The 22523-nt window shown below is 71.9% G+C and carries 23 protein-coding genes and 1 tRNA gene; 11 read left to right on the forward strand and 13 right to left on the reverse strand.

What is annotated here, in order from left to right; translation table 11 throughout:
* Nucleotides 1-8: 8 nt before the first annotated feature.
* The 3 genes from NAMU_RS08505 to bcp form a co-directional block, all read right to left on the reverse strand.
* Nucleotides 9-764, reverse strand: coding sequence for a hypothetical protein (locus tag NAMU_RS08505; protein WP_015746996.1), 756 nt, complete (start codon nt 762-764; stop codon nt 9-11).
* Nucleotides 765-986: 222 nt separating this feature from the next.
* Nucleotides 987-1060: transfer RNA gene (locus NAMU_RS08510), tRNA-Leu, on the reverse strand.
* A 13-nt stretch (nt 1061-1073) separates the two neighbouring features.
* Complete coding sequence (gene bcp, locus NAMU_RS08515; RefSeq protein WP_015746997.1) at nt 1074-1562, reverse strand: thioredoxin-dependent thiol peroxidase; 489 nt, start codon at nt 1560-1562, stop codon at nt 1074-1076.
* A gap of 92 nt (nt 1563-1654) precedes the next feature.
* Here bcp and NAMU_RS08520 point away from each other — a divergent pair, with 92 nt between their 5' ends.
* From NAMU_RS08520 to NAMU_RS08530, 3 genes are all read left to right on the forward strand, one after another.
* The gene (locus NAMU_RS08520; RefSeq protein ID WP_015746998.1) at nt 1655-1876 is read left to right on the forward strand and encodes a DUF3618 domain-containing protein; all 222 of its coding nucleotides are present in this window, start codon (nt 1655-1657) and stop codon (nt 1874-1876) included.
* A 183-nt stretch (nt 1877-2059) separates the two neighbouring features.
* The gene (locus NAMU_RS08525) at nt 2060-3334 is read left to right on the forward strand and encodes a L,D-transpeptidase (protein ID WP_245544873.1); all 1275 of its coding nucleotides are present in this window, start codon (nt 2060-2062) and stop codon (nt 3332-3334) included.
* 35 nt (nt 3335-3369) lie between these two features.
* Nucleotides 3370-4683: an amidohydrolase gene (locus NAMU_RS08530; protein ID WP_138180024.1), complete on the forward strand. Its 1314-nt coding sequence runs from the start codon at nt 3370-3372 to the stop codon at nt 4681-4683.
* Here NAMU_RS08530 and ppk2 read toward each other — a convergent pair.
* The 5 genes from ppk2 to NAMU_RS08555 all read right to left on the reverse strand — a co-directional run bounded on the left by ppk2 (nt 4680) and on the right by NAMU_RS08555 (nt 9102).
* Nucleotides 4680-5525: a polyphosphate kinase 2 gene (gene ppk2, locus NAMU_RS08535; RefSeq protein ID WP_015747001.1), complete on the reverse strand. Its 846-nt coding sequence runs from the start codon at nt 5523-5525 to the stop codon at nt 4680-4682. The genes NAMU_RS08530 and ppk2 overlap by 4 nt on opposite strands.
* A gap of 104 nt (nt 5526-5629) precedes the next feature.
* Complete coding sequence (locus NAMU_RS08540; RefSeq protein WP_015747002.1) at nt 5630-6499, reverse strand: DUF1206 domain-containing protein; 870 nt, start codon at nt 6497-6499, stop codon at nt 5630-5632.
* Nucleotides 6496-6732 (reverse strand): hypervirulence associated TUDOR domain-containing protein, encoded by a 237-nt coding sequence (locus tag NAMU_RS08545; RefSeq protein WP_015747003.1) that lies wholly within the window; start codon nt 6730-6732, stop codon nt 6496-6498. The genes NAMU_RS08540 and NAMU_RS08545 overlap by 4 nt, the downstream gene beginning before the upstream one ends.
* Nucleotides 6733-6787: 55 nt before the next feature.
* Nucleotides 6788-7474, reverse strand: a complete 687-nt coding sequence (locus NAMU_RS08550) for a hypothetical protein (protein ID WP_217180788.1) — start codon at nt 7472-7474, stop codon at nt 6788-6790.
* Nucleotides 7475-7500: 26 nt separating this feature from the next.
* The gene (locus NAMU_RS08555; RefSeq protein ID WP_015747005.1) at nt 7501-9102 is read right to left on the reverse strand and encodes a glycoside hydrolase family 31 protein; all 1602 of its coding nucleotides are present in this window, start codon (nt 9100-9102) and stop codon (nt 7501-7503) included.
* Between the two features lie 114 nt (nt 9103-9216).
* On the opposite strand from NAMU_RS08555, the gene NAMU_RS08560 reads away from it, so the two are divergent.
* Together NAMU_RS08560 and NAMU_RS08565 are read left to right on the forward strand one after the other, a co-directional pair.
* The gene (locus NAMU_RS08560; protein ID WP_015747006.1) at nt 9217-11820 is read left to right on the forward strand and encodes a PEP/pyruvate-binding domain-containing protein; all 2604 of its coding nucleotides are present in this window, start codon (nt 9217-9219) and stop codon (nt 11818-11820) included.
* A gap of 8 nt (nt 11821-11828) precedes the next feature.
* Entirely contained in the window at nt 11829-12440 is a 612-nt protein-coding gene (locus tag NAMU_RS08565; protein WP_217180789.1) for a TetR/AcrR family transcriptional regulator, read from the forward strand.
* A gap of 10 nt (nt 12441-12450) precedes the next feature.
* On the opposite strand, the gene NAMU_RS08570 is transcribed toward NAMU_RS08565, so the two are convergent.
* From NAMU_RS08570 to NAMU_RS08585, 4 genes are all read right to left on the reverse strand, one after another.
* Nucleotides 12451-13530, reverse strand: coding sequence for an NADH:flavin oxidoreductase/NADH oxidase (locus NAMU_RS08570; protein WP_015747008.1), 1080 nt, complete (start codon nt 13528-13530; stop codon nt 12451-12453).
* Between the two features lie 120 nt (nt 13531-13650).
* Nucleotides 13651-14823 carry an RtcB family protein gene (locus NAMU_RS08575; protein ID WP_015747009.1) on the reverse strand — a complete coding sequence of 391 codons (1173 nt, stop codon included), beginning with the start codon at nt 14821-14823 and terminating at the stop codon, nt 13651-13653.
* Between the two features lie 135 nt (nt 14824-14958).
* Entirely contained in the window at nt 14959-15756 is a 798-nt protein-coding gene (locus tag NAMU_RS08580) for a PIG-L family deacetylase (RefSeq protein WP_015747010.1), read from the reverse strand.
* A gap of 11 nt (nt 15757-15767) precedes the next feature.
* Entirely contained in the window at nt 15768-16721 is a 954-nt protein-coding gene (locus NAMU_RS08585; RefSeq protein ID WP_015747011.1) for an NAD(P)/FAD-dependent oxidoreductase, read from the reverse strand.
* A 67-nt stretch (nt 16722-16788) separates the two neighbouring features.
* On the opposite strand from NAMU_RS08585, the gene NAMU_RS08590 reads away from it, so the two are divergent.
* From NAMU_RS08590 to NAMU_RS30405, 4 genes are all read left to right on the forward strand, one after another.
* Nucleotides 16789-17403: a helix-turn-helix domain-containing protein gene (locus NAMU_RS08590; RefSeq protein ID WP_015747012.1), complete on the forward strand. Its 615-nt coding sequence runs from the start codon at nt 16789-16791 to the stop codon at nt 17401-17403.
* A 90-nt stretch (nt 17404-17493) separates the two neighbouring features.
* Complete coding sequence (locus NAMU_RS08595; protein ID WP_015747013.1) at nt 17494-18057, forward strand: HD domain-containing protein; 564 nt, start codon at nt 17494-17496, stop codon at nt 18055-18057.
* Nucleotides 18058-18135: 78 nt separating this feature from the next.
* Nucleotides 18136-19122, forward strand: a complete 987-nt coding sequence (locus NAMU_RS08600; RefSeq protein ID WP_015747014.1) for a C45 family autoproteolytic acyltransferase/hydolase — start codon at nt 18136-18138, stop codon at nt 19120-19122.
* A gap of 42 nt (nt 19123-19164) precedes the next feature.
* The gene (locus tag NAMU_RS30405) at nt 19165-19437 is read left to right on the forward strand and encodes a hypothetical protein (protein WP_217180790.1); all 273 of its coding nucleotides are present in this window, start codon (nt 19165-19167) and stop codon (nt 19435-19437) included.
* 13 nt (nt 19438-19450) lie between these two features.
* Here the strand turns inward: NAMU_RS30405 and NAMU_RS08610 are convergent, their stop codons facing one another.
* Nucleotides 19451-20044, reverse strand: a complete 594-nt coding sequence (locus tag NAMU_RS08610) for a trimeric intracellular cation channel family protein (protein WP_217180791.1) — start codon at nt 20042-20044, stop codon at nt 19451-19453.
* Nucleotides 20045-20381: 337 nt separating this feature from the next.
* On the opposite strand from NAMU_RS08610, the gene NAMU_RS08615 reads away from it, so the two are divergent.
* Together NAMU_RS08615 and NAMU_RS08620 are read left to right on the forward strand one after the other, a co-directional pair.
* Nucleotides 20382-20975 (forward strand): hypothetical protein, encoded by a 594-nt coding sequence (locus tag NAMU_RS08615; RefSeq protein WP_015747018.1) that lies wholly within the window; start codon nt 20382-20384, stop codon nt 20973-20975.
* A 102-nt stretch (nt 20976-21077) separates the two neighbouring features.
* Nucleotides 21078-22496, forward strand: a complete 1419-nt coding sequence (locus NAMU_RS08620) for a flotillin family protein (RefSeq protein ID WP_015747020.1) — start codon at nt 21078-21080, stop codon at nt 22494-22496.
* Nucleotides 22497-22523 lie beyond the last annotated feature (27 nt).

A 22523-nucleotide genomic window follows, 5' to 3' on the forward strand; every position in this document is an offset into this window, starting at 1 on the left:
GGTCGAGGTCAGGCCAGCGGGCGGCGGCGGCCGGCGGCGCGGGAGATCACGACGGCGAAGCTGGCGCCGAGCAGCACCAGGCCGAGCACCAGCAGCCAGCCGGTGATGCCCCAGACGACCATCTCCGGACGGGCGAAGAGCTGATCGAGGAAGCTGGCGACCCGGTCGGCGCCGTCGTACCAGGCCAGCGACCAGATGCCGGCGGCGGTCAGGACAGCCCCCGGGATCAGGGTCGCCCACGGCGACCAGCCGTTGAGCACCACGGCGACGAAGATCAGGGCAGCGCCGACCGAGGTCCAGGTGATGTCCCAGCCGGAGGGCTGCCCGCCGCCGTTGAGCATGGCCTGGAAGATCCCCATGCCGAACTCGCCGATCAGGTACAGGCCGGACCCGACGAGCAGGGTGCCCAGGATAGCGCTGAACAGGCCGGCGATGGCCCGCTGCTTGGTCTGCCGGCCACCGGTGGCCCGCTCGTCCCGGTCGGCCGTGGCCGAGGGCGGCGGCGGCACGTAGGTGGGGCTGGCCGTGTCGGAGGCACCGTAGGCGGACGGGTAGGAGTTGAGCGAGGTCTCCGAGTCCAGGGGCTCGTAGGGGCTGCCGCTCCAGGCCGAGCCGGACGACTTGGACGACCCGTACGGGCTGTCGGGGGAGTCGTCCGAGAACGGCGAGGCGGCCGAGTACGCCGACGACACCGTGGTCACCCCTCCCGAGGATTCCGTGTGCTCGGCACTGCTGTCGGACTTGGAGTTCTCCGGTCCACTCATCGATCTCGCCCCTCTGTAGAGCATCTAGAACCACTGGCTAGCACGACTGGCGCAAGCATCCGGCTGGGGCACCTGGCGGCCCCGGCACCGCTCGCGATGCCGGCTCGTTCATCGTCCTTGTTCTGCGACGTCGGGTGTGGTACTTCGCGCCGCGTGTCGCCAGACGGCAAGAGCCACGTCGGTGACCGTCACGGTCGCCGACGTGGCTCTTGTTCTCACCCGTAGGGCCGATGGGACTCGAACCCACACTGGCACGGACCTAAACCGTGTGCCTCTGCCAATTGGGCTACGGCCCCAGGATCGCCGGGGTCAGCTTGCCAGACCCAGTTCCTTGAGCACGCGGGCGACATGGCCGGTGGCCTTGACGTTGCGCCAGGCCTGCTCGATCCGCCCGTCGGCGCCGATCACGAAGGTCGACCGGATGACGCCCTGGACCGTCTTGCCGTACTGCTTCTTCTCGCCGTAGGCGCCGTAGGCGTTCATCACCGAACGGTCGGCGTCCGAGAGCAGGACGATCGAGAGGTCTTCCTTCTCGCGGAACCGGGCCAGCTTGTCCGGCTGGTCGGGGGAGATGCCCAGCACCGTGTACCCGCCGCCGTCGAACGACCCGCGGGCGGAGGTGAAGTCGCAGGCCTGGGTGGTGCAGCCGGGGGTCATCGCGGCCGGATAGAAGTAGAGGATGACCGGCCGGCCGGCGAAATCGGACAGCGAGACCGGGTTGCCGTCGGCGTCGGGCAGGGTGAACCCGGGCGCGGGATCGCCGGTAGCGACAGGTGGGCCGAATTGGGTACTGGTCATACGGCTAGGGTAAACACCCGCGGGACCGCTTCCGGCCCCGCGGGCCCAGCCGGCCAGACACCAGACCCTTCGGAGCAGGAACGGGAGGCGCCGTGGTCCGCGACGCGGAGACCATCCAGGCGGAAATCGAACGCGCGCGGGACTCCTTGGCCGCCGCGGTCGACGAACTGACGACCCGGGCCAACCCCAAGCGCGTCGTCGATCAGGGCCGGCAGACGCTGACCGCCACCCTGGCCGAGCCGAAGGTCAAGTACTCGCTCATCGCGGTCGGGGCCCTGGTCGGCCTGGTCGTGCTGCGCCGGCTGCTGCGCTAGTCGCCCGGGCCGGGCGAGCCCGAACCGTCCCGATGTGAGGACCGACTCCAAGGTCACTGCGCGCGCTTCACACCGGACGCACCGTGCTGATCGTTACCCTGGGGGGCAGCCGTGCGTGATCGGCTGCCGTGGCGGGGGAAGGTGCCTGCCCGTGGAATCCGGGAGTGGACGAATTTGACCAGGTTGAACCCTGCACGGCGGACGACGATCGGCGCGTTGGTGATGGCGTTGATCGGCCTGCTGGTGCTGTCGGCGTGTAGCAGCGGGACGCTCGGGGCCGAGACGGTCACCTCGACCGTCGGCGCCACCGGCGGGGTGTCCGGCTCCAGCTCCAGCTCGGACTCCTCCTCCAGCCAGGCCAGCACCACGCGCGAGGTGCCGCCGGTCGCCACGGTGGCCGCGACCCCGGCGTTCGGCACGCAGGGGCTGTCCCCGATCGAGCCGCTGACCCTGGTCGTGGACAAGGGCACCATCGACGACGTGTCGATGACCAACCCGGACGGCAAGGTCGTCGCCGCGACGATCGCGGCCGACCGCAAGAGCTGGACGGTCGCCGAGCCGCTGGGCTTCGGCAAGACCTATACGGTCACCGGAACGGCCACCGGCACCGACGGCAAGCAGGTGCCGATCCAGGGCACCTGGGACACGGTCAGCGCCGACACCCAGACCCGCAACACCATCAACCCGGGGGACAACGTCGAGGTCGGCGTGGCCGCCCCGATCAGCGTGAGCTTCGGGGCCGAGCCGCAGGACCGCGAGGCGGTGGCCAAGCGGATCTCCATCACCACCACCCCGGCGGTCGAGGGGGCGTGGGCCTGGGTCAAGCACGACGACAGCCGCTGGGCCCTGGACTTCCGGACCAAGGACTACTGGCCGGCCGGCACCAAGGTGCACGTCGACGCCAAGCTGTACGGGGTCAAGCTGGACGACACCTCCTACGGCGCGGCCGACATCACCAGTGACTTCACCATCGGGCGCAACCAGGTGGTCGTCGCCGACGTGAACTCGCACGAGCTGGTGGTCAAGCAGAACGACCAGGTCGTGGCCAGCTACCCGGCGTCGTTCGGCCGGGGCAGCGACAACGGCGACCCGGAGCTGGTGACCCGCTCGGGCATCCATGTGGTGACCGAGAAGGCCCAGGACTACCTGATGAACAACCCGCGCTACGGCTATACCAACAGCCTGCAGCACTGGACGGTCCGGATCAGCAACAACGGCGAGTTCATCCACGCCAACCCGGCCAGCGCCGACGCGCAGGGCAACAGCAACGTCACCCACGGCTGCGTGAACCTGTCCATGGCCGACGCCGAGACTTACTACAACTCGGCGATCTGGGGCGACCCGGTCGAGGTCAGTGGCACCAACGTGCAGTTGAGCGCGATGGACGGCGACATCTACATCTGGGGCCTGAGCTGGGACGAGTGGAAGGCCATGTCGGTGCCGGTCGGCACCGCCTGATCGGCGGACCGACCCGGCTGGGCGAAGATGCCCGGATGAGTCAGGAACGACGGGTGGTCGGCGCGACGATCGTGGCCGACCCGACCACTGTGCACCGCGAGGCCGAGCTGGCCTGGTCGGGCGTCACCGGCCGGATCAGCTACCTCGGCCCGGTGCGTGGCCCGGCCCGCCCGGGCGACCTGGTCGGGGCCGGGCGGCTGGTGCTGCCCGGGCTGGTCAACGCGCACACCCACGCCGGCATGTCGCTGCTGCGCGGCTACAGCAACGAGGAGCCGCTGCACCGCTGGCTCGAGCGGGTCCGCGCGTTCGAGGTGCGGATGACCCGGGCCGACATCCGGGCCGGCCTGCGGCTCTCGCTGGTCGAGATGATCCGCTCCGGCACGGTCGCCTTCGCCGACATGTACCTGTGGGATTCAGGTTTGCTGGCCGACGTGCACGACGCCGGGTTGCGCGTGCTGGCCGCGACCGCGGTCTTCGGCTACGACGCCGTCGCCTACCCGGCGGCCAGCCCGCAGACGGGGGCGCAGGTGCTGGACGGCACCCCGGCGCTGGCCGCCGAGTTCGCCGGGGACGAGCTGGTGCAGGTCACCTTCGGGCCGCACGCGCCCTACACCTGCGGGGCGCAGCTGATGGCCGACGTCGCCGGTCGGGCCGCCCGGCACGATCTGGCCGTGCACATCCACCTGTCCGAAACAGCCCGCGAGCTGGCCGAAAGCCGGGAGCGGCACGGCTGCTCACCGATCGAGCTGGCCGCCTGGACCGGGCTGCTCGCCGGGCCGGTGCACATCGCGCACGCGGTGCATCCGGACGATGACGACACCGCCCGGCTGGCCGCCCGCGGGGTCACGGTGGCGCACTGCCCGGTCTCCAACCTCAAGCTCGGCGCCGGCATCGCGCCCGTCCCGCAGTACCTGACCCGGGGCGTCACCGTCGGCCTGGGCACCGACTCGATGGCCTCCAACAACACCGCCGACCTGTTCGAGGAGATCAAGACGGCCGCACTGGTGGCCCGCGGGGTGGCCCAGGACCCGACCGCGGTCGGGGCGGCGGACGCGCTGCGGATGGCGACGCAGGGCGGCGCGCGGGCCTTCGGTGGCCGGTTGTCCGGACGCCTGGCGGTCGGGGAGCCGGCCGACCTGGTGCTGCTGGACGTGACCGCCGCGCACGCCACCCCGATGCCGGACCCGGTGGCCCACCTGGCCTACGGGGCGCGCGGCGCCGACGTCACCGACGTGGTGGTCGCCGGCCGGCCCCTGCTGGTGCAGGGCCGGCTGACCACCCTGGACGAGGACGGGATCCGGGACGAGGCGAACCAGCGGGTCGCCCGGATCCTGGGTCAGGCGGACTAGATCGCCGGCTTGACCAACGACGCCGCGTGATCCTTGACGTACTTGAATTCCTCCCGCGGCGGGCGGACGTAGGTGCGCGACGGCGGCCGCTCCGGGATGGTGACCTTCTCCGGTTCCAGGTGCTCGTAAGGCACCTGGGACAGGATGTGCGAGATCACGTTGATCCGGGAGCGCTTCTTGTCCTCGCTCTCCACGGTGTACCAGGGCGCCTCGGGAATGTCGGTGTGGATGAACATCTCGTCCTTGGCCCGGGAGTAGTCCTCCCAGCGGCTGATGGACTGCACGTCCATCGGGGACAGCTTCCACCGGCGCATCGGGTCGGTCAGCCGGGAATGGAAACGGCGTTCCTGCTCCACGTCCGAGACCGAGAACCAGAACTTGAACAGCAGGATCCCGTCCTCGACCAGCAGCCGCTCGAAGATGGGCGCCTGGTGCAGGAATCGCCGGTACTCATCGGTGGTGCAAAAGCCCATGACCCGTTCGACACCGGCCCGGTTGTACCAGGAGCGGTCCATTAGCACGATCTCGCCGGCCGCCGGCAGGTGTTCGATGTAGCGCTGGAAGTACCACTGGGTGCGTTGCCGTTCAGTGGGCGCGGGCAGCGCCACGATGCGGGCGGTGCGCGGGTTGAGGAATTCGGTGATCCGTTTGATCGCCGAGCCCTTGCCGGCGGCGTCGCGGCCCTCGAAAATCGCGACGATGCGGGTGCCCGATTCCCGGACCCACTGCTGCATGGTGACCAGCTCGGTCTGCAGGCGTCGGAGTTCGGCCTCGTAGACCGCCTTCTTGATCTTGGGCGGACGTTCCGGATTGGCCGGCGCCGACTTGTGCTTCTCACTCACGGCGGTGCTCCTCGACATGACTGGGATCCCGGCGCGGCGGGCGCCGCCGCGTCGGGATAGCTTGTCATGCCCTCAGCGCCGTCGCAGCGGCACCCTCGGAACGCTCAGCGGTCGGCGGTATTCGGGCTCGCCGCGATCTTCGGGTGCCGAGCCCAGAAGAAGCAAAAGACGCCGAAGCAGACCAGACCCAGGGCCACCACGGTGAGCAGCACCGAACCCAGCGGCGCGGAATTGATGGTGCGCAGGGCATCGTCCAGGCCGCCGGCCTTGCTGGCGTCGTAGGTCAGGGCCGCCCAGCCGAACAGGCCGCCGATGACGACCATCGCGACCCCCTTGCTGATGTAACCGATCTGGCCGAGCCGCTGCACCCCGGCGGACACGCCGCCGGACAGATCCTCGGTGAACTTGCGTTTGACGCCCTTGATCACCTGGCGCACCGCCAGGACGATGATCACCACGCCCACCAGGGCGACCAGGATCCGACCGAACGGCATCCCGAGCAGCCGGGCCGTCCAGCCCTCCTGCTTCTGATCGCCGGACTGGGACGCCCCGCGCAGGGCGGAGATGGCGGCCAGCGCGATGGCCGCGTAGGTCAGTGCCCGCCCCACCGACGCCAGCCGTTTGCGGATCCGTTTGAATCCTTCCGGCCTGTCCCGGTGACCCCAGGCCGCTTCGGCCGCCTGCCATGCCGTCATCGCGAACAGGCCGAGGACGGTCAGCCACAGGATCACCACGCCGACGGGCTGCTGGGCCAGCTCGGCCAGCGCCCCCTGCTGCGAGGCCTCGCCCGACCCGCCGCCCAGGCCCCAGGCGATCTGCAGCGCGATCCACCCGACCAGGATGTGCACGATGCCGTAGGTGATCAGCCCGACCGTGACCAGGATCCGGAACGGCCGGCTGTTGACGGCGCGGTCGCCGGCCTGCTCGGCCGAGTCCTTGGCCGAACGAGCGGCGCCGGCGGCGTTCGCGGTCATGACCGGGCCTGGCTCTCGTCGGCGTCCAGCGCGTCCGGTTTGTGGACCGCCGTCCGGCCCGACTTGTCGCTGCGGACCAGGTACTGCGGATCGTCCTCGGACGCCCGCACGGTGCGGCCCGCGGCCTCGGTGTCCTTGGTGATCACCTTCTCGACACGGCCGTGGGTGGTCGTCCCGTGGGTCTGCCAGGAGACCTCGTCGCCCGGTTCGAAACTGCCCTCACCCTTGCTCACGGGTCCGCCTTTCATGGTCGCTGCCCGGGTCCGGAGTTCCCGGTCGCCGGGTCGGTCAATCGCCGGTCCGGGCCGGCGGCCGAGTCCGCGTCGAGGGGACCCGGCCGGCCAGCACCAGGGCGGCGTCGTCGATCTGCACCGGGTACCCGGCGGCCAGGGCGGTGACGGTGGCCGGTGGGGTCAGCACGGCGGCCCGGCCGGTGTGCGGGCGGCGCACGGCCCGTCGATAGGTTCCGCCCGCCCACTCGACCAGGGCGTCACCCACCAGCACGGCCGGGCGATCCGGCCAGCGGACGAAGGTGCCGTCCGGCAGCTCGGGCCAGGCCCGCGCGGACCGCTGCGGGTCGTCCGCGGGCACCCGTCGCTGGGCGTGCAGCAGGCGGTCCAGGTTCGGCGCCCGGAGGGCGCCCGGTGGGTCCACGGCCTCGACGAACGCTCGGAAGGCCGGCCGACGGCACAGGGCGCACGGCCGGTGGCCGGCGGCCAGTGCGACCGCCTCGTCGGTGAAGAACAACGGGGTGTAGTGCCCGGGGGCCCACTGCGGGATCCGCCGGCCGCGGAACTCCAGCGCACAGATGATCCAGGCGATCCCAGCCCAGGGCCGCACGATCTCGGTGCCCCGGTGCAGGATGCCGCGATTGCCGGTCCAGGCGCCGCGGGCGGCGATCGCCACGATCCGGCCCTCCGGGTCGACCCGGTTGCGGCGGGGCCGGGCGGTTTCAGCCGGGTGGTCCTCGGGCATGCCGCCCATGATGCGCGGCGCGCCGGTCAGACCCGGCGGAACCAGGGCAGCGTGCTCAGGTCCACCGGCACGGTGATCCGGGTCGGCCCGGCCAGCACGGTGCGATCGGCGCCGTCCCATTGCGCCTGCCAACGACCCGGCGGCAGCCGGATGCTGCGGGTCTGACCGCGGGTCGGAACCGAATGCGGCGACGCGGGTTCGAGCACCGGGGCGACGAGCAGGTCGGAACCGAGCAGGAACTGATCGGCCGGACCGGGATCGTCCGGATCCAGCCAGGCCAGTGACCGCAGGATCGGCTCGCCGGTGCGGGCCGCGTGGTCGACCAGGGCCAGCAGGTCGGGCAGCAGCCGCTCGCGCAGGGCGACGGCGGCCCGGACGATGGCCAGGTGCTCGGCGTCGAGCACGCGCTGGGGGGCCCGGGAGAACTGCATCATCGGGTGCAGCGCGGCGACCTGGGCGTAGCGGACGAACAGCTCCTGGTCGACCTCGTCCTCGGCCCCCCACAGATCGCCGCCGCCGATCATGTCCGGGCAGCTGAAGGGATGGCCGATCAGGCCCTGGGCGATCGACTCGGGGATGAGCGAGCCCAGCCCCCGCTCGTCCCAGGTGGCCGGCTTGTCGTGCAGCCGCTGGGCCAGCGGGGCACCGCCGGAGCGCCAGCAGGCCCGGAACTCGTTGTAGGCGTAGCGCTGTCCCAGTTCGGCCCAGGCCTGGCACAGGTCGACCGGCTCGGCTCCACCGAGGGTGACGTCGTCGCTGCGGTAGTCGCGCACGTCGCCCGCGTCGAACTTGAACCCGTCGATGCCGTGCTCGTCGCGCAGCGTGTCCAGCTCCCCGCACAACCAGTCCACGGCCGCCGGGTTGGTCAGGTCGAGCATCGCGCTGAACCCGTTCCACCACTCGCGGATGGCGATCCGGCCGCTCCGCCGCCGGATGAGCAGGCCGCGCGGCCGCACCGCCCGGAAGGCGCGGCTGTCCGGGCTGATGAACGGGACCACCCAGAGCAGCACCGGGCAGCCCCAGTCGTGCAGCTGGGCAACCATCGCGGTGGGGTCGGGGAAGGCGCTCCGGTCGAACTGCCAGCTGCCGTAGTCCTGCGCCCACAGGTCGTCGATCATCACCGGACCGGGCGGCAGTCCGGCATCGAGCATGCCGCGGACATAGTCGAGCACCTTGCGCTGGGTGGGCGCGAACGGCATCTCGATCCAGGTGTTGTACTGCGGACCGGTGAACATCGCCCGGGCCGGGGCCCGGCCGGCGGGCGGGAAGTGGGCCGCCGACGCCGCCCGGAAGGCCGCGGCCAGGGTCGGCTCCGCGCCCTGTCCGACCACCAGATCGGGGCCCTGCACCTGCAGCCGGCCGCCGGTCACGGTGAAGGCGAACGGCCGGTCGGACCAGACGTAACGACCGCGGTTGGACAGCAGCAGGGGAGCGGACTGGTTGGCCCCGCCGGTCGGGTCGTCGAGCAGGCCCGCGTTCACCGCCAGATCGCGGTGGTGCGGCCGATCGCCGAACGGCATGACGCCGCCGTCCGGCACGGCGCCGCCCCACCAGCGTTCCCCGGCCGGCAGCTCCAGGGACAGCACTCCAAGGGACAGGGCCGGCGGGCGGGCGGTGCGCTCGGTCATGACGCCAGAGCGTGCCCGATCCGCCGCTGCCGGTGCGAATCGGTCTTGCGCGAATCGGACAGTGGTGCCATGCTGGAAAGAACTCCACACCCGTAGAATTAGTCAAGGGATCCGATGACGACCACCACCTCCGTCGTGCTCGACCTGTCCGACCTGTCCGGGGCGCGGCTGGCCGACGTCGGCGGCAAGGCTGCCAATCTCGGCGACCTGCTGGCCGCCGGGTTCCGGGTGCCCGACGGCTTCTGCGTGACGACGGCCGCCTACCGGTCGGCCACCGCCGGCCGGTTGCCCGCGCTGCACCCGGCGGACGGGGGCGCCGACGGTGGGCCGGTGCGTCCGGCGGCGCTCCGGGCGGCCGTGCTGGCCGCGCCGATGCCCCGGGCGGTGGCCGACGCGGTCCGAGATGCCTACGCGCGGCTGGGATCCGACGTTCCCGTCGCGGTGCGCTCGTCCGCGACCGCCGAGGATCTGCCCGGCGCGAGCTTCGCCGGACAGCAGGACACCTACCTCAACGTCGTGGGAGCCGACCAGGTCTTGGACGCCGTGCACCGGTGCTGGGCCTCGCTGTGGACGGACCGGGCGGTGGCCTACCGCGCCACCCAGGGCATCGACGGTGACCTGGCGCTGGCGGTCGTGGTCCAGCGGATGGTCGACGCGCGGGCGGCCGGCGTGCTGTTCACCGCGGACCCGATCACCGGCCGCCGGCGGCAGGCCGTGGTGGACGCCGCCCCCGGCCTGGGGGAGGCGGTGGTCTCGGGCACCGTCGACCCCGACCACGTCGTGGTGGACACGGCCACCGGCCGGATCCGGCAGCGCTCGACCGGCGGGGCCGGACCGTTCTGCCTCAGTGACGACCAGGTGCGGGAGCTGGCCGCGCTGGGGGATCGGGTCGAGCGGGCCTTCGGCGCCCCGCAGGACATCGAGTGGGCGTTCGACCATTCGAACACGTTGTGGCTCACCCAGTCCCGGCCGATCACCACCCTGTTCCCGGTGCCGGTCCGAGCCCGGCCGGTCGACCCGGACGGGCTCCGGGCGTACTTCTGCGTCAGCCTGGCCCAGGGTCTGCACCGGCCGATCACCCCGCTGGGCATCGCCACCGTGCGGGTGATCGGCAGTGGCTTTCTGGCCGTCGCCGGGTACCCGCCGGCCCGGATCACCGATGGACCGGCCGGTTTCGCGGTGGCCGCGGAGCGGATCTTCGTGGACGCCACCCCGGCCGTGCGGTCCCGGGTGGGCCGGGCGATCGCGCCCCGGATGCTCGCGGTGATGGAGGCGCGGTCCGCGGTGGTCTTCGGGCAGCTGTTCGACGATCCGCGTTTCGCGGTGCTGCCCGGCTCGGGCCGCGTCGGCGTGCGCACCGTGGCGCACGTGCTGGCCGGCACCCGGGCCCCGCTGGTCGCCGCCCGGGCGCTGATCCGGCCGGCCGCGGCGCACCGGTCGGTCCAGGCGTCCCTGGCCCGGATCCAGGCGCAGCCGCTGGCCGACTCCGGCGCGTCGGTCGCCGAACGGGTCGACGCCGTGGTCGAGCTGTTGCACCGCTCGGTGCCCCTGGCCCCTCGCCTGCTGCCCGCGGCCGCCGCCGGATTCGCCACCTTGGGCCTGGTCTGGCGGCTGCTGCGCGGCCAGGTCACCGCGGGTGAGCTGGAGACCGTGCTGCGGGGCTTGCCGCACAACGTGACCACCGAGATGGATCTGGAGCTTTGGGATCTCGCGGTGAGGCTGCGCGCCGATGGGGCCGTCGCCGAGCTGCTGGCGACGGCCGACCCGGCCGCGCTGGCCGCCCGGTACCGGGCCGGCGCGCTGCCTCCGGTGCTGCAGCAGGGGATGGCCGCGTTCCTGCGCCGGTGGGGGCAGCGCGCGGTGGCCGAGATCGACCTGGGCATGCCGCGCTGGCGCGACGACCCGGCCCACCTGTTCGGCGTGCTGGCCGGCTACCTGCGGCTGGACCCCGCCGCAGCCACCCCCGAGCAACGCTTCACGGCCGGCGCCCGGGAGGCCGAGGCGATGGTCCGCACGCTGGTCGACCGGGCCCGGCGGCGGGGCCGAATCCGCGGCGCGGTGGTCTCGTTCGGTCTGCGCCGGACCCGGGAGCTGGCCGGCCTGCGGGAGATGCCCAAGTTCCTGATGATCACGGCGATCGCCCGGGCCCGGGCCGAGCTCGGCCGGATCGGCGTCGAACTGGCCGCCGCCGGCCGGCTCGAGGACCCCGACGACGTCTTCTTCCTCGACTTCGACGAGCTCCGAAGGGCCTCGACGGCACCGGATCTGCCGGCCCTGGTGGCCCAGCGTCGGGCGCGCTACGAGCGTGAGCTGACCCGCCGGCACGTGCCCCGGGTGGTGCTCTCGGACGGGACCGAACCGGAAGCGGTCGCCACGCCCTCGGTCCGGCCCGAGCCGGGGACGTTGATCGGCTCGCCCGCCTCGGCCGGCACGGTGACCGGGATCGCCCGCGTCATCACCGATCCGGTCGGCGCCCGGCTAGAACCGGGGGAGATCCTCGTCGCGCCGTCCACCGATCCCGGCTGGACGCCGCTGTTCCTGACCGCCGGCGGGCTGGTGATGGAGATGGGTGGCTCCAACAGTCACGGCGCGGTGGTGGCCCGGGAGTACGGGATCCCGGCCGTCGTGGGAGTGTCCGGTGCGACCGAGCAGATCACCTCGGGGATGCAGGTGAGCGTGGACGGAGCGGCCGGGGTGGTGCGATGGGCGACGCGGTGAATCAGCCGGTGAATCAGCCGGTGAATCAGCCGGTGCGCCGGCCGGGCCGGCCGGCCGGTGAGCGCACCACCCGGGCGGACGTGCTGGCCGCCGCCCGCCGGGCCTTCACCGAGCGCGGCTACGGCGGTGCGTCGTTCCGGTCGATCGCGGTGGAGGCCGGTGTCGACCCGGGGATGATCCGGCACTGGTTCGGGGACAAGGCCGGCCTGTTCCGGGCGTCGATGGAACCGATGGTCGACCCGGACCTGGTGCTGGCCGGGGTGCTCGACGCCGGAGCGGACGGGTTGGGCGAGCGGCTGCTGCGCCGGCTGCTCACCGCGTGGGACCGCCCCGGCGAGCCCAACCCGATGGTCATCCTGGTGCGGTCGGCGGTCTCGCACGAGGAATCAACGGTGCTGCTGCGCCGGTTCGTCACCGATCAGCTGCTCGGCCGGCTGGTCGGTGAGATCGCGGCCCCGGACCCGGAGCTGCGGGCCAGCCTGGTCGGCAGCCAGTTGATCGGGCTGGTGATGGCCCGGTTCATCGTGCGGGTGGAGCCCCTGGCCTCGGCGCCGGTCGAGCAGGTGGTGACGGCGATCGCGCCGACCCTGCAGCGGTACCTGACCGGCCCGATCGGCTGAGCCGGCTCGGCTACCGCCAGGCGCCCCGGACGTACTGCGGCGGGTAGGGCGCCTCATCCCGGGGCACCCCCAGTTCGTGGGCGGCCCGCAGCGGCCAGGCCGGCTCGCGCAGCGCCGCCCGGGCCAGCAGCACGACGTCGGCCGAGCCCTCGTCCAGGATGGCCTGGGCCTGCGCGGGTTCGGTGATCAGCCCGACCGCGCCGGTGGCGACGGCGCCCTTGGTGCGCACGTCCCGCGCGAACGAGACCTGGTAACCGGGGCCGACGGCGATCTCCTGGGCCGGGTCGAGTCCGCCGGAGGAGGTGTCGATCAGATCGACCCCGTGCTCGCGCAGCCGGCCGGCCAGCTCGGTGCTCTCGGCCACGCTCCAGCCGCCGTCGATCCAGTCGGTCGCCGAGATCCGGACCAGCAGCGGCTTGCCGGCCGGCCAGGCGGCGCGCACCGCGTCGACGACGGCCAGCAACAGCCGCACCCGGTTGTCGAACGAGCCGCCGTACTGGTCGGTTCGGGTGTTGGCCAGGGGCGAGAGGAACTGGTGCAGCAGATACCCGTGCGCCGCGTGCACCTCGACCACGTCGAAGCCGGCCTGGTCGGCCCGCCGGGCGGCGTCGGCGAAACTGCCGACCAGGTCGGCGATCTGCGCCTGGGTCAGCGCGGTCGGCCGGGCGTAGTCGCCGAACGCCACCGCGGACGGGGCCACGGTCGGCCAGCCGCCCTCCGGCGCGGGCACCGAGTTCTGGCCGAGCCACGGCGCGTAGGTGGAGGCCTTGCGGCCGGCGTGGGCCAGCTGGACCCCGATCGCCGTGCCCTGGCCGTGCACGAAGTCGACGATCCGGCGCCAGGCCGAAACCTGTTCGTCGTTCCAGAGGCCCGTGTCCTGGGGACTGATCCGGCCCTCCGGGGTGACCGCGGTGGCCTCGGTCAGGATGAGGCCGTAGCCCAGCGCCGCCCGTGACCCCAGATGCACCAGATGCCAGTCCGTCGGCACCCCGTCCTGCCGCTCCACGCTGTACTGGCACATCGGCGAGAGCCAGATCCGGTTGCCCAGCGTCAGCTCCTGCAGGGTGATGGGATCGAACAGCGAAGTCATCGGGCGGCGTCTCCTCGGATCGGAAACGCCGGGGCACGGAGCCCCGGCGCGGTCACCCAGGGCAACCGCGCCGGAGCGCGCACTATTCCACCGGTCGCCGGCCGCCGGTGGAGTCCCGGGTCAGTCGCCCTTGACGTTGACCAGCTGGCGCAGCGTGTGCCGGATCTCGACCAGATCGGCCGCATCCGTCATGACGACATCGATCGACTTGTAGGCGTCGGGGATCTCGTCGATGAACGCGTCCGTGTCCCGGTACTCGATGCCAGCCATCCGGGCCCGGAGCTGGTCCCGGGTGAACAGCCGGCGGGCCGCCGACCGGGAATGCTCCCGTCCGGCGCCGTGCGGCGAGGAGTGCAGGGCCACCGGGTTGCCCTTGCCCCGCACCACGTAGGAGGCAGTGCCCATCGACCCCGGGATCAGCCCGTCCACGCCCGCGTGGGCGTCGATGGCGCCCTTGCGGGAGACCCACACCGGCTTGCCCCAGTGGGTTTCCCGCGCGGTGTAGTTGTGGTGGCAGGCGATGGTCTCCACCGGCTCGACGGGCGTGCCCAGGTGCTCGCCGAAGGCCAGCTCGACCCGGTCCATCATCTCCCGACGGTTGAGCCAGGCGAACCGCTGGGCCCAGGTGAGTTCCTCGATGTACTGGTCGAACTCGGCGGTGCCCTCCACCAGGTAGGCCAGATCCCGGTCGGGGAGCTGGATCCAGTGCTTCTCGGTGTAGCGCTGGGCGACACCGATGTGGTGCTGGGCGATCCGGTTGCCCACGCCCCGGGATCCGGAGTGCAGGAACAGCCAGACGGTCTGCGCCTCGTCGGCGGTGACCTCGATGAAGTGGTTGCCCGAGCCGAGCGAACCCAGCTGCTGGGCCCAACTTTTCGCATGCCGCGCGGGATCGAAGGTGGCCAGGTCGGTCAGCTCGTCCAGGTAGCCGCGGGTGTTCGGGCCGACGTCCAGGCTGCGGTTGTGGTGGCCGGCGGACAGCGGGATGAGCTGTTCGATCCGGGTCCGCAGCCGGGCCAGCGGTCCGGCGTCGCGCACCTGGTCGACGGTGAACGCGGTCTTGACCGCGATCATGCCGCAGCCGATGTCGACCCCGACCGCGGCCGGGATGATCGCGCCCAGGGTCGGAATCACCGATCCGACGGTGGCGCCCTTGCCCAGATGGGCGTCCGGCATCAGGGCCAGGTGCGGGAAGACGAACGGCATCGAGCTGGTGCGGACGGCCTGCTCCCGGGCATTCTCGTCGAGAATCGATGCCCACGAGATGCATTTGGGGGCAAGCTTTGTCGGCATTGTGTCACCACCTTCGGGATTGTCGGGCCGCGTGGTCGGCCGCGCGGCCGAGTCAGCATGGCCGATCCCGGCAGCCAGTGCAGCGCATTTTCCGGCCGGTCCGGCGGATGGTGCGCCGGCGGCGACCGGCGACGGTCAGAGGCCGGCCATCGGGTCGGTCTCGGTGATGCCCGGACCCTGCCCGTCCCGGATCGCCCACTCGGTGCCGAAGACGTAGCCGAACGCCTCGTCGGGCATCGTGAGGAAGAACGAGTTGTCGGCGATCTGGCTGGCGTGCGCGCGCATCGAGGCGCGTTTGGTCTCGACCAGGTCGGACACGTCGAAGGCGGCGGTGATCTCGCTTTCCGGCTTGCCCATCTCGGCGGGAGCCGAGCTGACGTCGGGCAGTTCGATGCCGGCCGCCGCCGCCTGCGCCTGGAACATGTCGAAGCCCCGCAGCATGTGCTCGCGGTTGCTGGTCAGTTGGTACACCCGCGCGGTGCCGGCCAGTTCGGCGGCGCGCACCCCGACCCGGTGCACCTGGATGTGGTCGGGGTGCCCGTAACCGCCGTTGTCGTCGTACACGGTCAGCACGTCGGCCGACTCCTGCACCAGCAGGTCGGCGAGCTGGCGTGCGGCGTCCTCGACGGGCGCCTGCCAGAAGCAGGCGGGGTCCTCGTTGCTGGGCTCGCCCATCATCCCGGAGTCGATGTAGGGCAGGAACTCGACGCGGGCCGCGCCCAGGATCTCGGCCGAGGCCAGCGTCTCGGCCACCCGCCGCTGCCAGAGCGGCTCACCATCGGCCAGGAACCCGTCCTGCACCTCGCCCATCTCGCCGCGGGTGCCGAACACCAGCACCACCCGGTGCCCCTGGTCGGCGGCCCGGCGCACGATCCCGGCCGCGGAGATCGATTCGTCGTCGGGGTGGGCGTGGAACGAGACCAGGGTTGCCATGGACCAGGACTTTAGTGGTGGGCGGGCTCGGTCCGGGCGGCCGCGACGGCGAGCCGGGTCTGTTCGAAGACCAGATCCGCGTTGATCTGCGCCGCGGCGAACGCGCCGGCCGCCGCGTCCGCGCCGACCTGGGCGAACGGTTCGGTCACGTTGCCGGCCGCCCACACCCCGGCGGCCTCGGTGCGTCCCATCCCATCCACCGGCAGGTGCTGGCCGGCGCCCGACGGGTGCTCGACCAGCTCCAAGCCCAGCCCACGCAGGAAGTCGGCCCGGGCCACCGGGCGGCTGGCCACCACCAGGTGCTTCCGGGCCACCACGGTGCCGTCGCCGAGCCGGACGCCGCTCACTCGGCCGTCCGCCGCCTCGACCGCAGCGACCGTCCCGTCGACGACGCCGATCCCGACCGCCGCCAGGGTGTCCCGGCTTTCCGGTGTCGGGTCGGACCCATGGGTGAAGAACACCACGTCGTCGCTGAGCTGGCGGAACAGCAGGGCCTGATGGATCGACATCGGGCCGGTGGCCAGCACGCCGATGGCCTGGTCCCGCGCCTCCCAGCCGTGGCAGTACGGGCAGTGCAGCACTCCGGTGCCCCACTGCGCACGCAGACCGTCGATCTCGGGCAGCTCGTCCACGACCCCGGTGGTGATCAGCAGCCGGCGGGCCGCCACCGAGCGGGCATCGCTGCATCGGACCACGAAGCCCTCATGCTCCCGGCTGATGTCGGTCACCGACCCGGTGGCCAAGGTGACGCCGTATCCAGCCACCTCGGCCCGGCCGCGGGCCAGCAGGTCGGCCGGGGCCATCCCCTCCCGGCCGAGCAGGCCGTGGATGGCCGCCGCCGGTGCGTTGCGGGGTTCACCGGCGTCGACCACCAGCACCGATCGCCGGGACCGACCCAGCATCAGGGCACCGTTCAGGCCGGCGGCGCCCCCGCCGACCACCACTACGTCATATCGCTCGTCCATGTCACCCACCATGACCGCCCGGGCCGGAGATTGACAAACATGTTTGCTGTAGTGGCAAAGTGGAGGGATGAGTAATGCCGACCCCGCAGACGACACCGAACAGGCACTGCAGGCGGTCGGACCGCGGTTGCGGGCGCTCCGGCGGGAGCGCGAGACCACCCTGGTCGCCCTGGCCGAGGCCACTGGGATCTCGGTGAGCACGCTGTCCCGCCTGGAGTCGGGCTCGCGCAAGCCGACGCTGGAGCTGATGCTGCCGCTGGCCAAGGCCTACGGGGTCAGCCTGGACGAACTGGTCGACGCCCCGCCCACCGGCGACCCGCGCATCCATCTGCGCCCGGTCACCCGGCACGGGATGACGATGGTGCCGCTCACCCGCCGGCCGGGTGGCATCCAAGCCTACAAGCTGGTCATCCCGGCCAGTGCCCGCCGCCCGCCCGACCCGCAGACCCACGAGGGCTACGAATGGCTCTACGTGCTCAACGGGCGCCTGCGGCTCGTGCTCGGCGAGCACGACCTGATCCTGACGCCGGGGGAGGCCGCCGAGTTCGACACCCGGGTGCCGCACTGGTTCGAGCCGGCCGGCAACCAGGCGGTGGAGATCCTGAGCCTGTTCGGCACGCAGGGCGAGCGGGCGCATCTGCGGGCCTCCGCGCGCCGGCCCGGCCGGCCGGATCCCCGGTGACCGGTCCGCGTTCGCCGGGCGGTCCGCGCCCGGCGACGAGCTCATCGTGAGTTTGCCCGGCGTTCATCCGGCTGAGCCAGGCTGGCCGGCGTGACGCCGAATGACCGTGAACTCGTGTCGGCGGCCCGCCGGCTGGCCAAAAGGCTGCTCCGCAAACCCTTCCTGGAGCGGTGGTTGCACACGCAGGGGGTGGCGCACCGGGCCGAGGAGATCGCCCCGGTGGTACCGCGGGGCGATCGGCCGCTGCTGGTGTCGGCCGCCTGGTTGCACGACATCGGCTATTCGCCGATCATCCGGCGGACCGGGTTCCATCCGTTGGACGGGGCCCTGTACCTGCGCGACAAGGGGTGGGACCCAAGGCTGGTGGCGTTGGTGGCGCACCATTCCGGGGCGCGGTTCGTGCCGGTCGAACGGGGTTTCGCCGATCAGATGGCCGAGTTCGTGTTCGAGGACTCACCGTTGTCGGACGCGCTGACCTACGCCGACCAGACGGTGGGGCCGGGCGGGCGGCGGATGACGGTGCCGTACCGGATCGCCGAGGCGATCGCCCGGCACGGGCCGGACTCGCCGAACGCCCGGGCTCGGGTGGATCGGGTGCCGTACCTGCTGGCCGTGGCCGACCGGGTGGAGCAGCGGCTGGTCAAGGGTGACTGACCCACTGGCAAGGCTCAACCGGTGACCGGCTGTCAGGGTGAACTTGACAGGAGGCAGGTGTCAGGGCAGCCTTGACGCATGCCCGAACTGACGCACTACCTGATTCGCGAGGATCGGCCCGGCCCGCGCTGGCGCCACCTCTTCGACGCCCTGTGGCCCGGGTACCGGGCCTGGTACCTGCAGGACGGGGACGCGGCCCGGCCGAGTCTGCCGGCCGCCCGGGCCGCGCTGGAGCGGTTCATGCCCGAGCTGGTTCCCACCTGGTCGGCACTGGTCGACCTGACCGGCGACGACCCGACCGCGGCCCGCATGCTCACCCTCTGGGACCCGCCCGCGTTCGCGCCCGCCTGCTCCCAGGTGGCCGTCCCCGGGCCCGATCCGGTCCTCGTCCGCAATTACGACTACCACCCGAACCTGTCCGAAAGGACCATCTATTCCAGCTGTTTCGACGACCGCCGGGTGATCGGCACGAGTGATTGCCTGTGGGGCCTTCTGGACGGGATGAACCAGGACGGCCTGGCCGTCTCGCTCACCTTCGCCGGCCAACGGGGGTCCGGATCCGGCTTCGGGATCCCGCTGGTCGTCCGCTACCTGCTGCAGACGGCAGGCTCGGTGGCCGAGGCGGTGTCGATGCTGGACCGGGTGCCGGTGCACATGGCCTACAACCTGCTGCTGATGGACCGGCACGAGGCGGTCACCGTGCTGGTGCAGCCCGGCCGGCCGCCCGAGCGGTTCGACCTGCGGGCGAGCACCAACCACCGGGGCACCGTCCCGCTCGATCCCGAGCATGCGGCTCGTTTCCGCAGCGTCGAGCGGCAGGAGGCGCTGTTCGACCTGCTCGGCCGGCGGCCGAGTCACCCGGACACGGTGAGGGCGTTCCTGCGGCCGCCGCTGTACAACACCCGGTTCGACGAGGCGTTCGGCACCCTCTACACGGCGGCCTACCGGCCGGCGTCCGGCGTGGTCGACTTCGTCTGGCCGGGCTCGCGGTGGCGGCTGGACTTCGACTCGCCCGGCGGCACCCACCAGGCGGTCTATCGGGACCGGTTCGACGCGGCGGCTTGAGCCGGGCCCGCTGGTGCGGCATGGTCGAACCGATCGATCGGCATGCACCAGGAAGGGGGCGCGGTGATCGACCGGCCCGACCTCACCCAGGCCACCCCGGACGAGCTGGCCGAGCTGGCCGAGGCGGTGGTGGCCGAGCTCGCCCGGCGGGCCGACCCGGATGCGTTCGCGCACCTGCTGCGGATGACCGGGGTGGTCGGGCAGGGGGTCGGCGTGGCCGCGCGGTCGATCGCCGAACGGGGCTCCTGGGCCGGGGTCGCCGACCTCGCCGGGACGTCCCGGCAGGCGGCCTGGGAGCGCTGGCGCAGCCCCTGACTCAGCCCCTGACTCACAGCCGGGGCAGGTGCCAGCCCTGCCAGACGCTGACGATGCGCAGCAGGAAACAGACGGCCAAGCCGATGCTCATGGCGGCCGCGCGGGGCATGCGCCAGCGCAGGGCCAGTACGGTCACCGCGGCTCCGGCCAGGGCGGCGACCGCGTAGATGTCCTGGCGCAGGATGCCCGGCACCACGTTGAGCAGCAGGTCCCGCACCACCCCGCCGCCGACCGCGGAGACCGCGCCGAGCAGGGTGGCCACGAAGCCGTTGATCTTGAAGTCGACCGCCTTGGTCGCCCCGACGACGGCGAACAGGGCCAGCCCGGCGGCGTCGGTGAACTGCAACAGGGCCACCGGCACCCGCTCGACGAACTGGTCCAGGGCGATCACGGCGCCCGCCCCGACGAAGGCGGTCAGCGGGTAGATCGCGCTGCGCAGGGAGGCCGGCGGGGTGTAGCCGATCAGCACGTCCCGGATGATCCCGCCGACCAGGGCGCTGACGAAGCCGATCACCAGGATGCCGAAGACGTCCAGGTCGGCGTAGCGGGCGACGATCGCCCCTTCGATGGCGAACAGGCAGGTGGCCGCCAGGTCGGCGGCCGTCAACAGTCGTCCCGCGGTCACTCGCACGCCGCACGCTAACAAAGTGTGGATGGCGGCGCGGTGGGGTACAGCTCGGCCAGTCAGGTGACCGGGGGAGGGGCCAGGCATGCGGCAGGGCGGGGACCGATGTGGAAACTATTGCGGCGCGGGTCATTCGGGCCCGATCGTGGCCGGTCAGGCCGGACGGATCGATTCGTATGATAAAGTAAAAGACGAATCACACATGGTCGCCGCGTTCATGGGGATGCTACGCCGACCGGTTTTGTTGTGGTGAGTCGCGGACATTGATCGGCCGAATTCAATCGGCATCGCTGTCGGGTACCGCTGAAAGGGAGGTCGGATGGACCCACTTTCCGCGGTCTACCTGGGGGTGTTGCTGGTCAGCGTGCTGTTGCTGATCGCCGCCCTGGTCTTCGGACTCTTTGGCGCCGGCGACCTCTCGCACGACGTCGGGCCGGCGCACGACGCCGAATCGGCGCACGATAGTCCGGCCGGGCACGTCGAGACGGATGGCCCGTCGTGGCTGTCGACCCGGGTGATCCTCGGTGCCGCAGCGGGTTTCGGTGCCTTCGGGCTGGGCGCGCAGGCCGTCGGGCTGACCGGCTGGGTCAGCGTGCCGGTGGCCGTCGGCGGGTTCCTGATCATGGCGGTGGTCGTCCGGCAGGTCGTGCTCGTCCCGATGTGGCGCCAGCAGTCCAACTCGTTGCTCAGCCGGGCCCAGTACCTGGGCAGCCGCGGTCACGTCACCCTCGGAATCCGTTCCGGGGAAACCGGTCTGGTCCGGTTTCTGGATCCCAACGGCACCCCGGTGACCGACTTCGCGGTGGCCGCCGATGGTGGCGAGCTGCCCGCGGGCACCGCCGTGCTGGTCGTCGACGTCACCGCCGAGCACGTGGTGGTCGATCCCGATCCGCTGAACCCGAAAGGAAAGTGAGGGGACATGGAGTTTTTCTCCGGTTGGGGCACGGTGCTGATCCTGGCGGTGGTGCTGGTGCTGGTCATTCTGGCCATCACCACCATTTTCGCCAGAAATTAAGTGAAGGTGCCGAAGAACAAGGTGGCGGTGTTCACCGGTCGCGGTGAGGCCAAAATCATCAATGGCGGCGCCCGCTTCCGGATGCCGTTGTTGGAGCAGGTCAACATCATGTCCATCGAGCCGTTCAACCTCGAGGCCAAGGTGGTCGACGTCTACTCCAAGGACAACGTGCCGGTCAGCGTCACCGCGGTGGGCCAGGTCAAGTTCTCCTCCAGCCGGGAGGCGTTCGCGCTGTCCACCGAGCGGTACCTGGACACTCCGCGGGACACCCTGCGGCCGCAACTCACCGAGATCGTCTCCGGCACCATGCGCAACATCGTCTCCCAGCTGACCGTCGAGGAGCTCAACGGCAACCGGGAGGAGTTCATGCGGCGGGTCAAGGACGAGGCCGCGCAGTCGTTCCAGCCGATCGGCATGCAGCTGGACGTGTTCAACATCCAGAACATCTCCGACAACAACGGCTACCTGGACGCCCTGGGCCAGCGCCGGATCGCCGAGGTCAAGCGGGACGCGGTGATCGGCCGGGCCAACGCCGAACGGGACGCGGCGATCCAGTCGGCCTCGGCCGAGCAGGAGGGCAAGGTCGCCCGCGCCCAGGCCGACACCAAGATCGCCGAGGCCGACCAGGCCCGGGACCTGCGGCTGGCCGCCATCGCCACCGAAGTGGACGCGGCCAAGGCGCGGGCCAGCCAGGCCGGTCCGCTGGCCGAGGCTCAGGCGCAGCGTGCCGTGGTGCTGGCCGGCGTGCAGACCGACCGGGAGCGGACCGAGGCCCAGATCGGGGTCGAGGCCCAGCGGGCGCTGCAGAAGGAGAAGGCGGTCCAGGCCGACATCGTCATCCCGGCCGAGGCCGAGCGTCGCGCGGCGGTCGCCCGGGCCGAGGGCCAGCGCGACGCCGACATCGCGGCGGCCACCGCCGCCGCCCGCCGTCGGGAATTGCAGGGCAAGGCCGACGCCGACGCCCGCAGCATCCTGGCCGGCGCGTCGCAGACCGAGAAGGAGGCCGAGGCGGCCGGCACCAAGGCGCTGCGGCTGGCCGAGGCCGACGGTATCCGCGCGGTGATGAGTGCCGAGGCGGAGGGCCAGGCCAAGCGGGCCGAGGCGCTCAACCAGCTCTCCGACCAGGCGGCCCGGCAGAACGTGCTGCCGCAGTTGATCGAGATCCTGCCGCAACTGGCCGAGGCCATCGCCAAGGGCGTGAACATCGAGAAGATGGTGGTGGTCGACTCCGGGTCCGGCGGGGCCACCGGCTCCGGCGCGATCCAGCGGGCGATCGCGGTCACCCCGGCCATGCTCAACCAGGTGTTCGAGGTGTCCAAGGGCCTCGGGCTGGACCTGTCCGGCCTGTTCGGCAAGGCCGGCATCACCGCGGACGACGCCGCCCCGACCGACGGCGCGGTCGTCCGGACCGATCGATGAGTCCGGCCCGGTCGCGCAGACCGAGCG

Source organism: Nakamurella multipartita DSM 44233, from assembly GCF_000024365.1.
Lineage (GTDB): Bacteria > Actinomycetota > Actinomycetes > Mycobacteriales > Nakamurellaceae > Nakamurella > Nakamurella multipartita.

What these genes read in the sequence shown, in the direction of transcription:
- NAMU_RS08505 (WP_015746996.1), bottom strand. Translation starts at nt 764, where the DNA reads ATGAGTGGACCGGAGAACTCCAAGTCCGACAGCAGTGCCGAGCACACG.
- bcp (WP_015746997.1), bottom strand. Translation starts at nt 1,562, where the DNA reads ATGACCAGTACCCAATTCGGCCCACCTGTCGCTACCGGCGATCCCGCG.
- NAMU_RS08530 (WP_138180024.1), top strand. Translation starts at nt 3,370, where the DNA reads ATGAGTCAGGAACGACGGGTGGTCGGCGCGACGATCGTGGCCGACCCG.
- NAMU_RS08540 (WP_015747002.1), bottom strand. Translation starts at nt 6,499, where the DNA reads ATGACCGCGAACGCCGCCGGCGCCGCTCGTTCGGCCAAGGACTCGGCC.
- NAMU_RS08550 (WP_217180788.1), bottom strand. Translation starts at nt 7,474, where the DNA reads ATGCCCGAGGACCACCCGGCTGAAACCGCCCGGCCCCGCCGCAACCGG.
- NAMU_RS08555 (WP_015747005.1), bottom strand. Translation starts at nt 9,102, where the DNA reads ATGACCGAGCGCACCGCCCGCCCGCCGGCCCTGTCCCTTGGAGTGCTG.
- NAMU_RS08560 (WP_015747006.1), top strand. Translation starts at nt 9,217, where the DNA reads ATGACGACCACCACCTCCGTCGTGCTCGACCTGTCCGACCTGTCCGGG.
- NAMU_RS08570 (WP_015747008.1), bottom strand. Translation starts at nt 13,530, where the DNA reads ATGACTTCGCTGTTCGATCCCATCACCCTGCAGGAGCTGACGCTGGGC.
- NAMU_RS08575 (WP_015747009.1), bottom strand. Translation starts at nt 14,823, where the DNA reads ATGCCGACAAAGCTTGCCCCCAAATGCATCTCGTGGGCATCGATTCTC.
- NAMU_RS08580 (WP_015747010.1), bottom strand. Translation starts at nt 15,756, where the DNA reads ATGGCAACCCTGGTCTCGTTCCACGCCCACCCCGACGACGAATCGATC.
- NAMU_RS08585 (WP_015747011.1), bottom strand. Translation starts at nt 16,721, where the DNA reads ATGGACGAGCGATATGACGTAGTGGTGGTCGGCGGGGGCGCCGCCGGC.
- NAMU_RS08590 (WP_015747012.1), top strand. Translation starts at nt 16,789, where the DNA reads ATGAGTAATGCCGACCCCGCAGACGACACCGAACAGGCACTGCAGGCG.
- NAMU_RS08600 (WP_015747014.1), top strand. Translation starts at nt 18,136, where the DNA reads ATGCCCGAACTGACGCACTACCTGATTCGCGAGGATCGGCCCGGCCCG.
- NAMU_RS30405 (WP_217180790.1), top strand. Translation starts at nt 19,165, where the DNA reads ATGCACCAGGAAGGGGGCGCGGTGATCGACCGGCCCGACCTCACCCAG.
- NAMU_RS08615 (WP_015747018.1), top strand. Translation starts at nt 20,382, where the DNA reads ATGGACCCACTTTCCGCGGTCTACCTGGGGGTGTTGCTGGTCAGCGTG.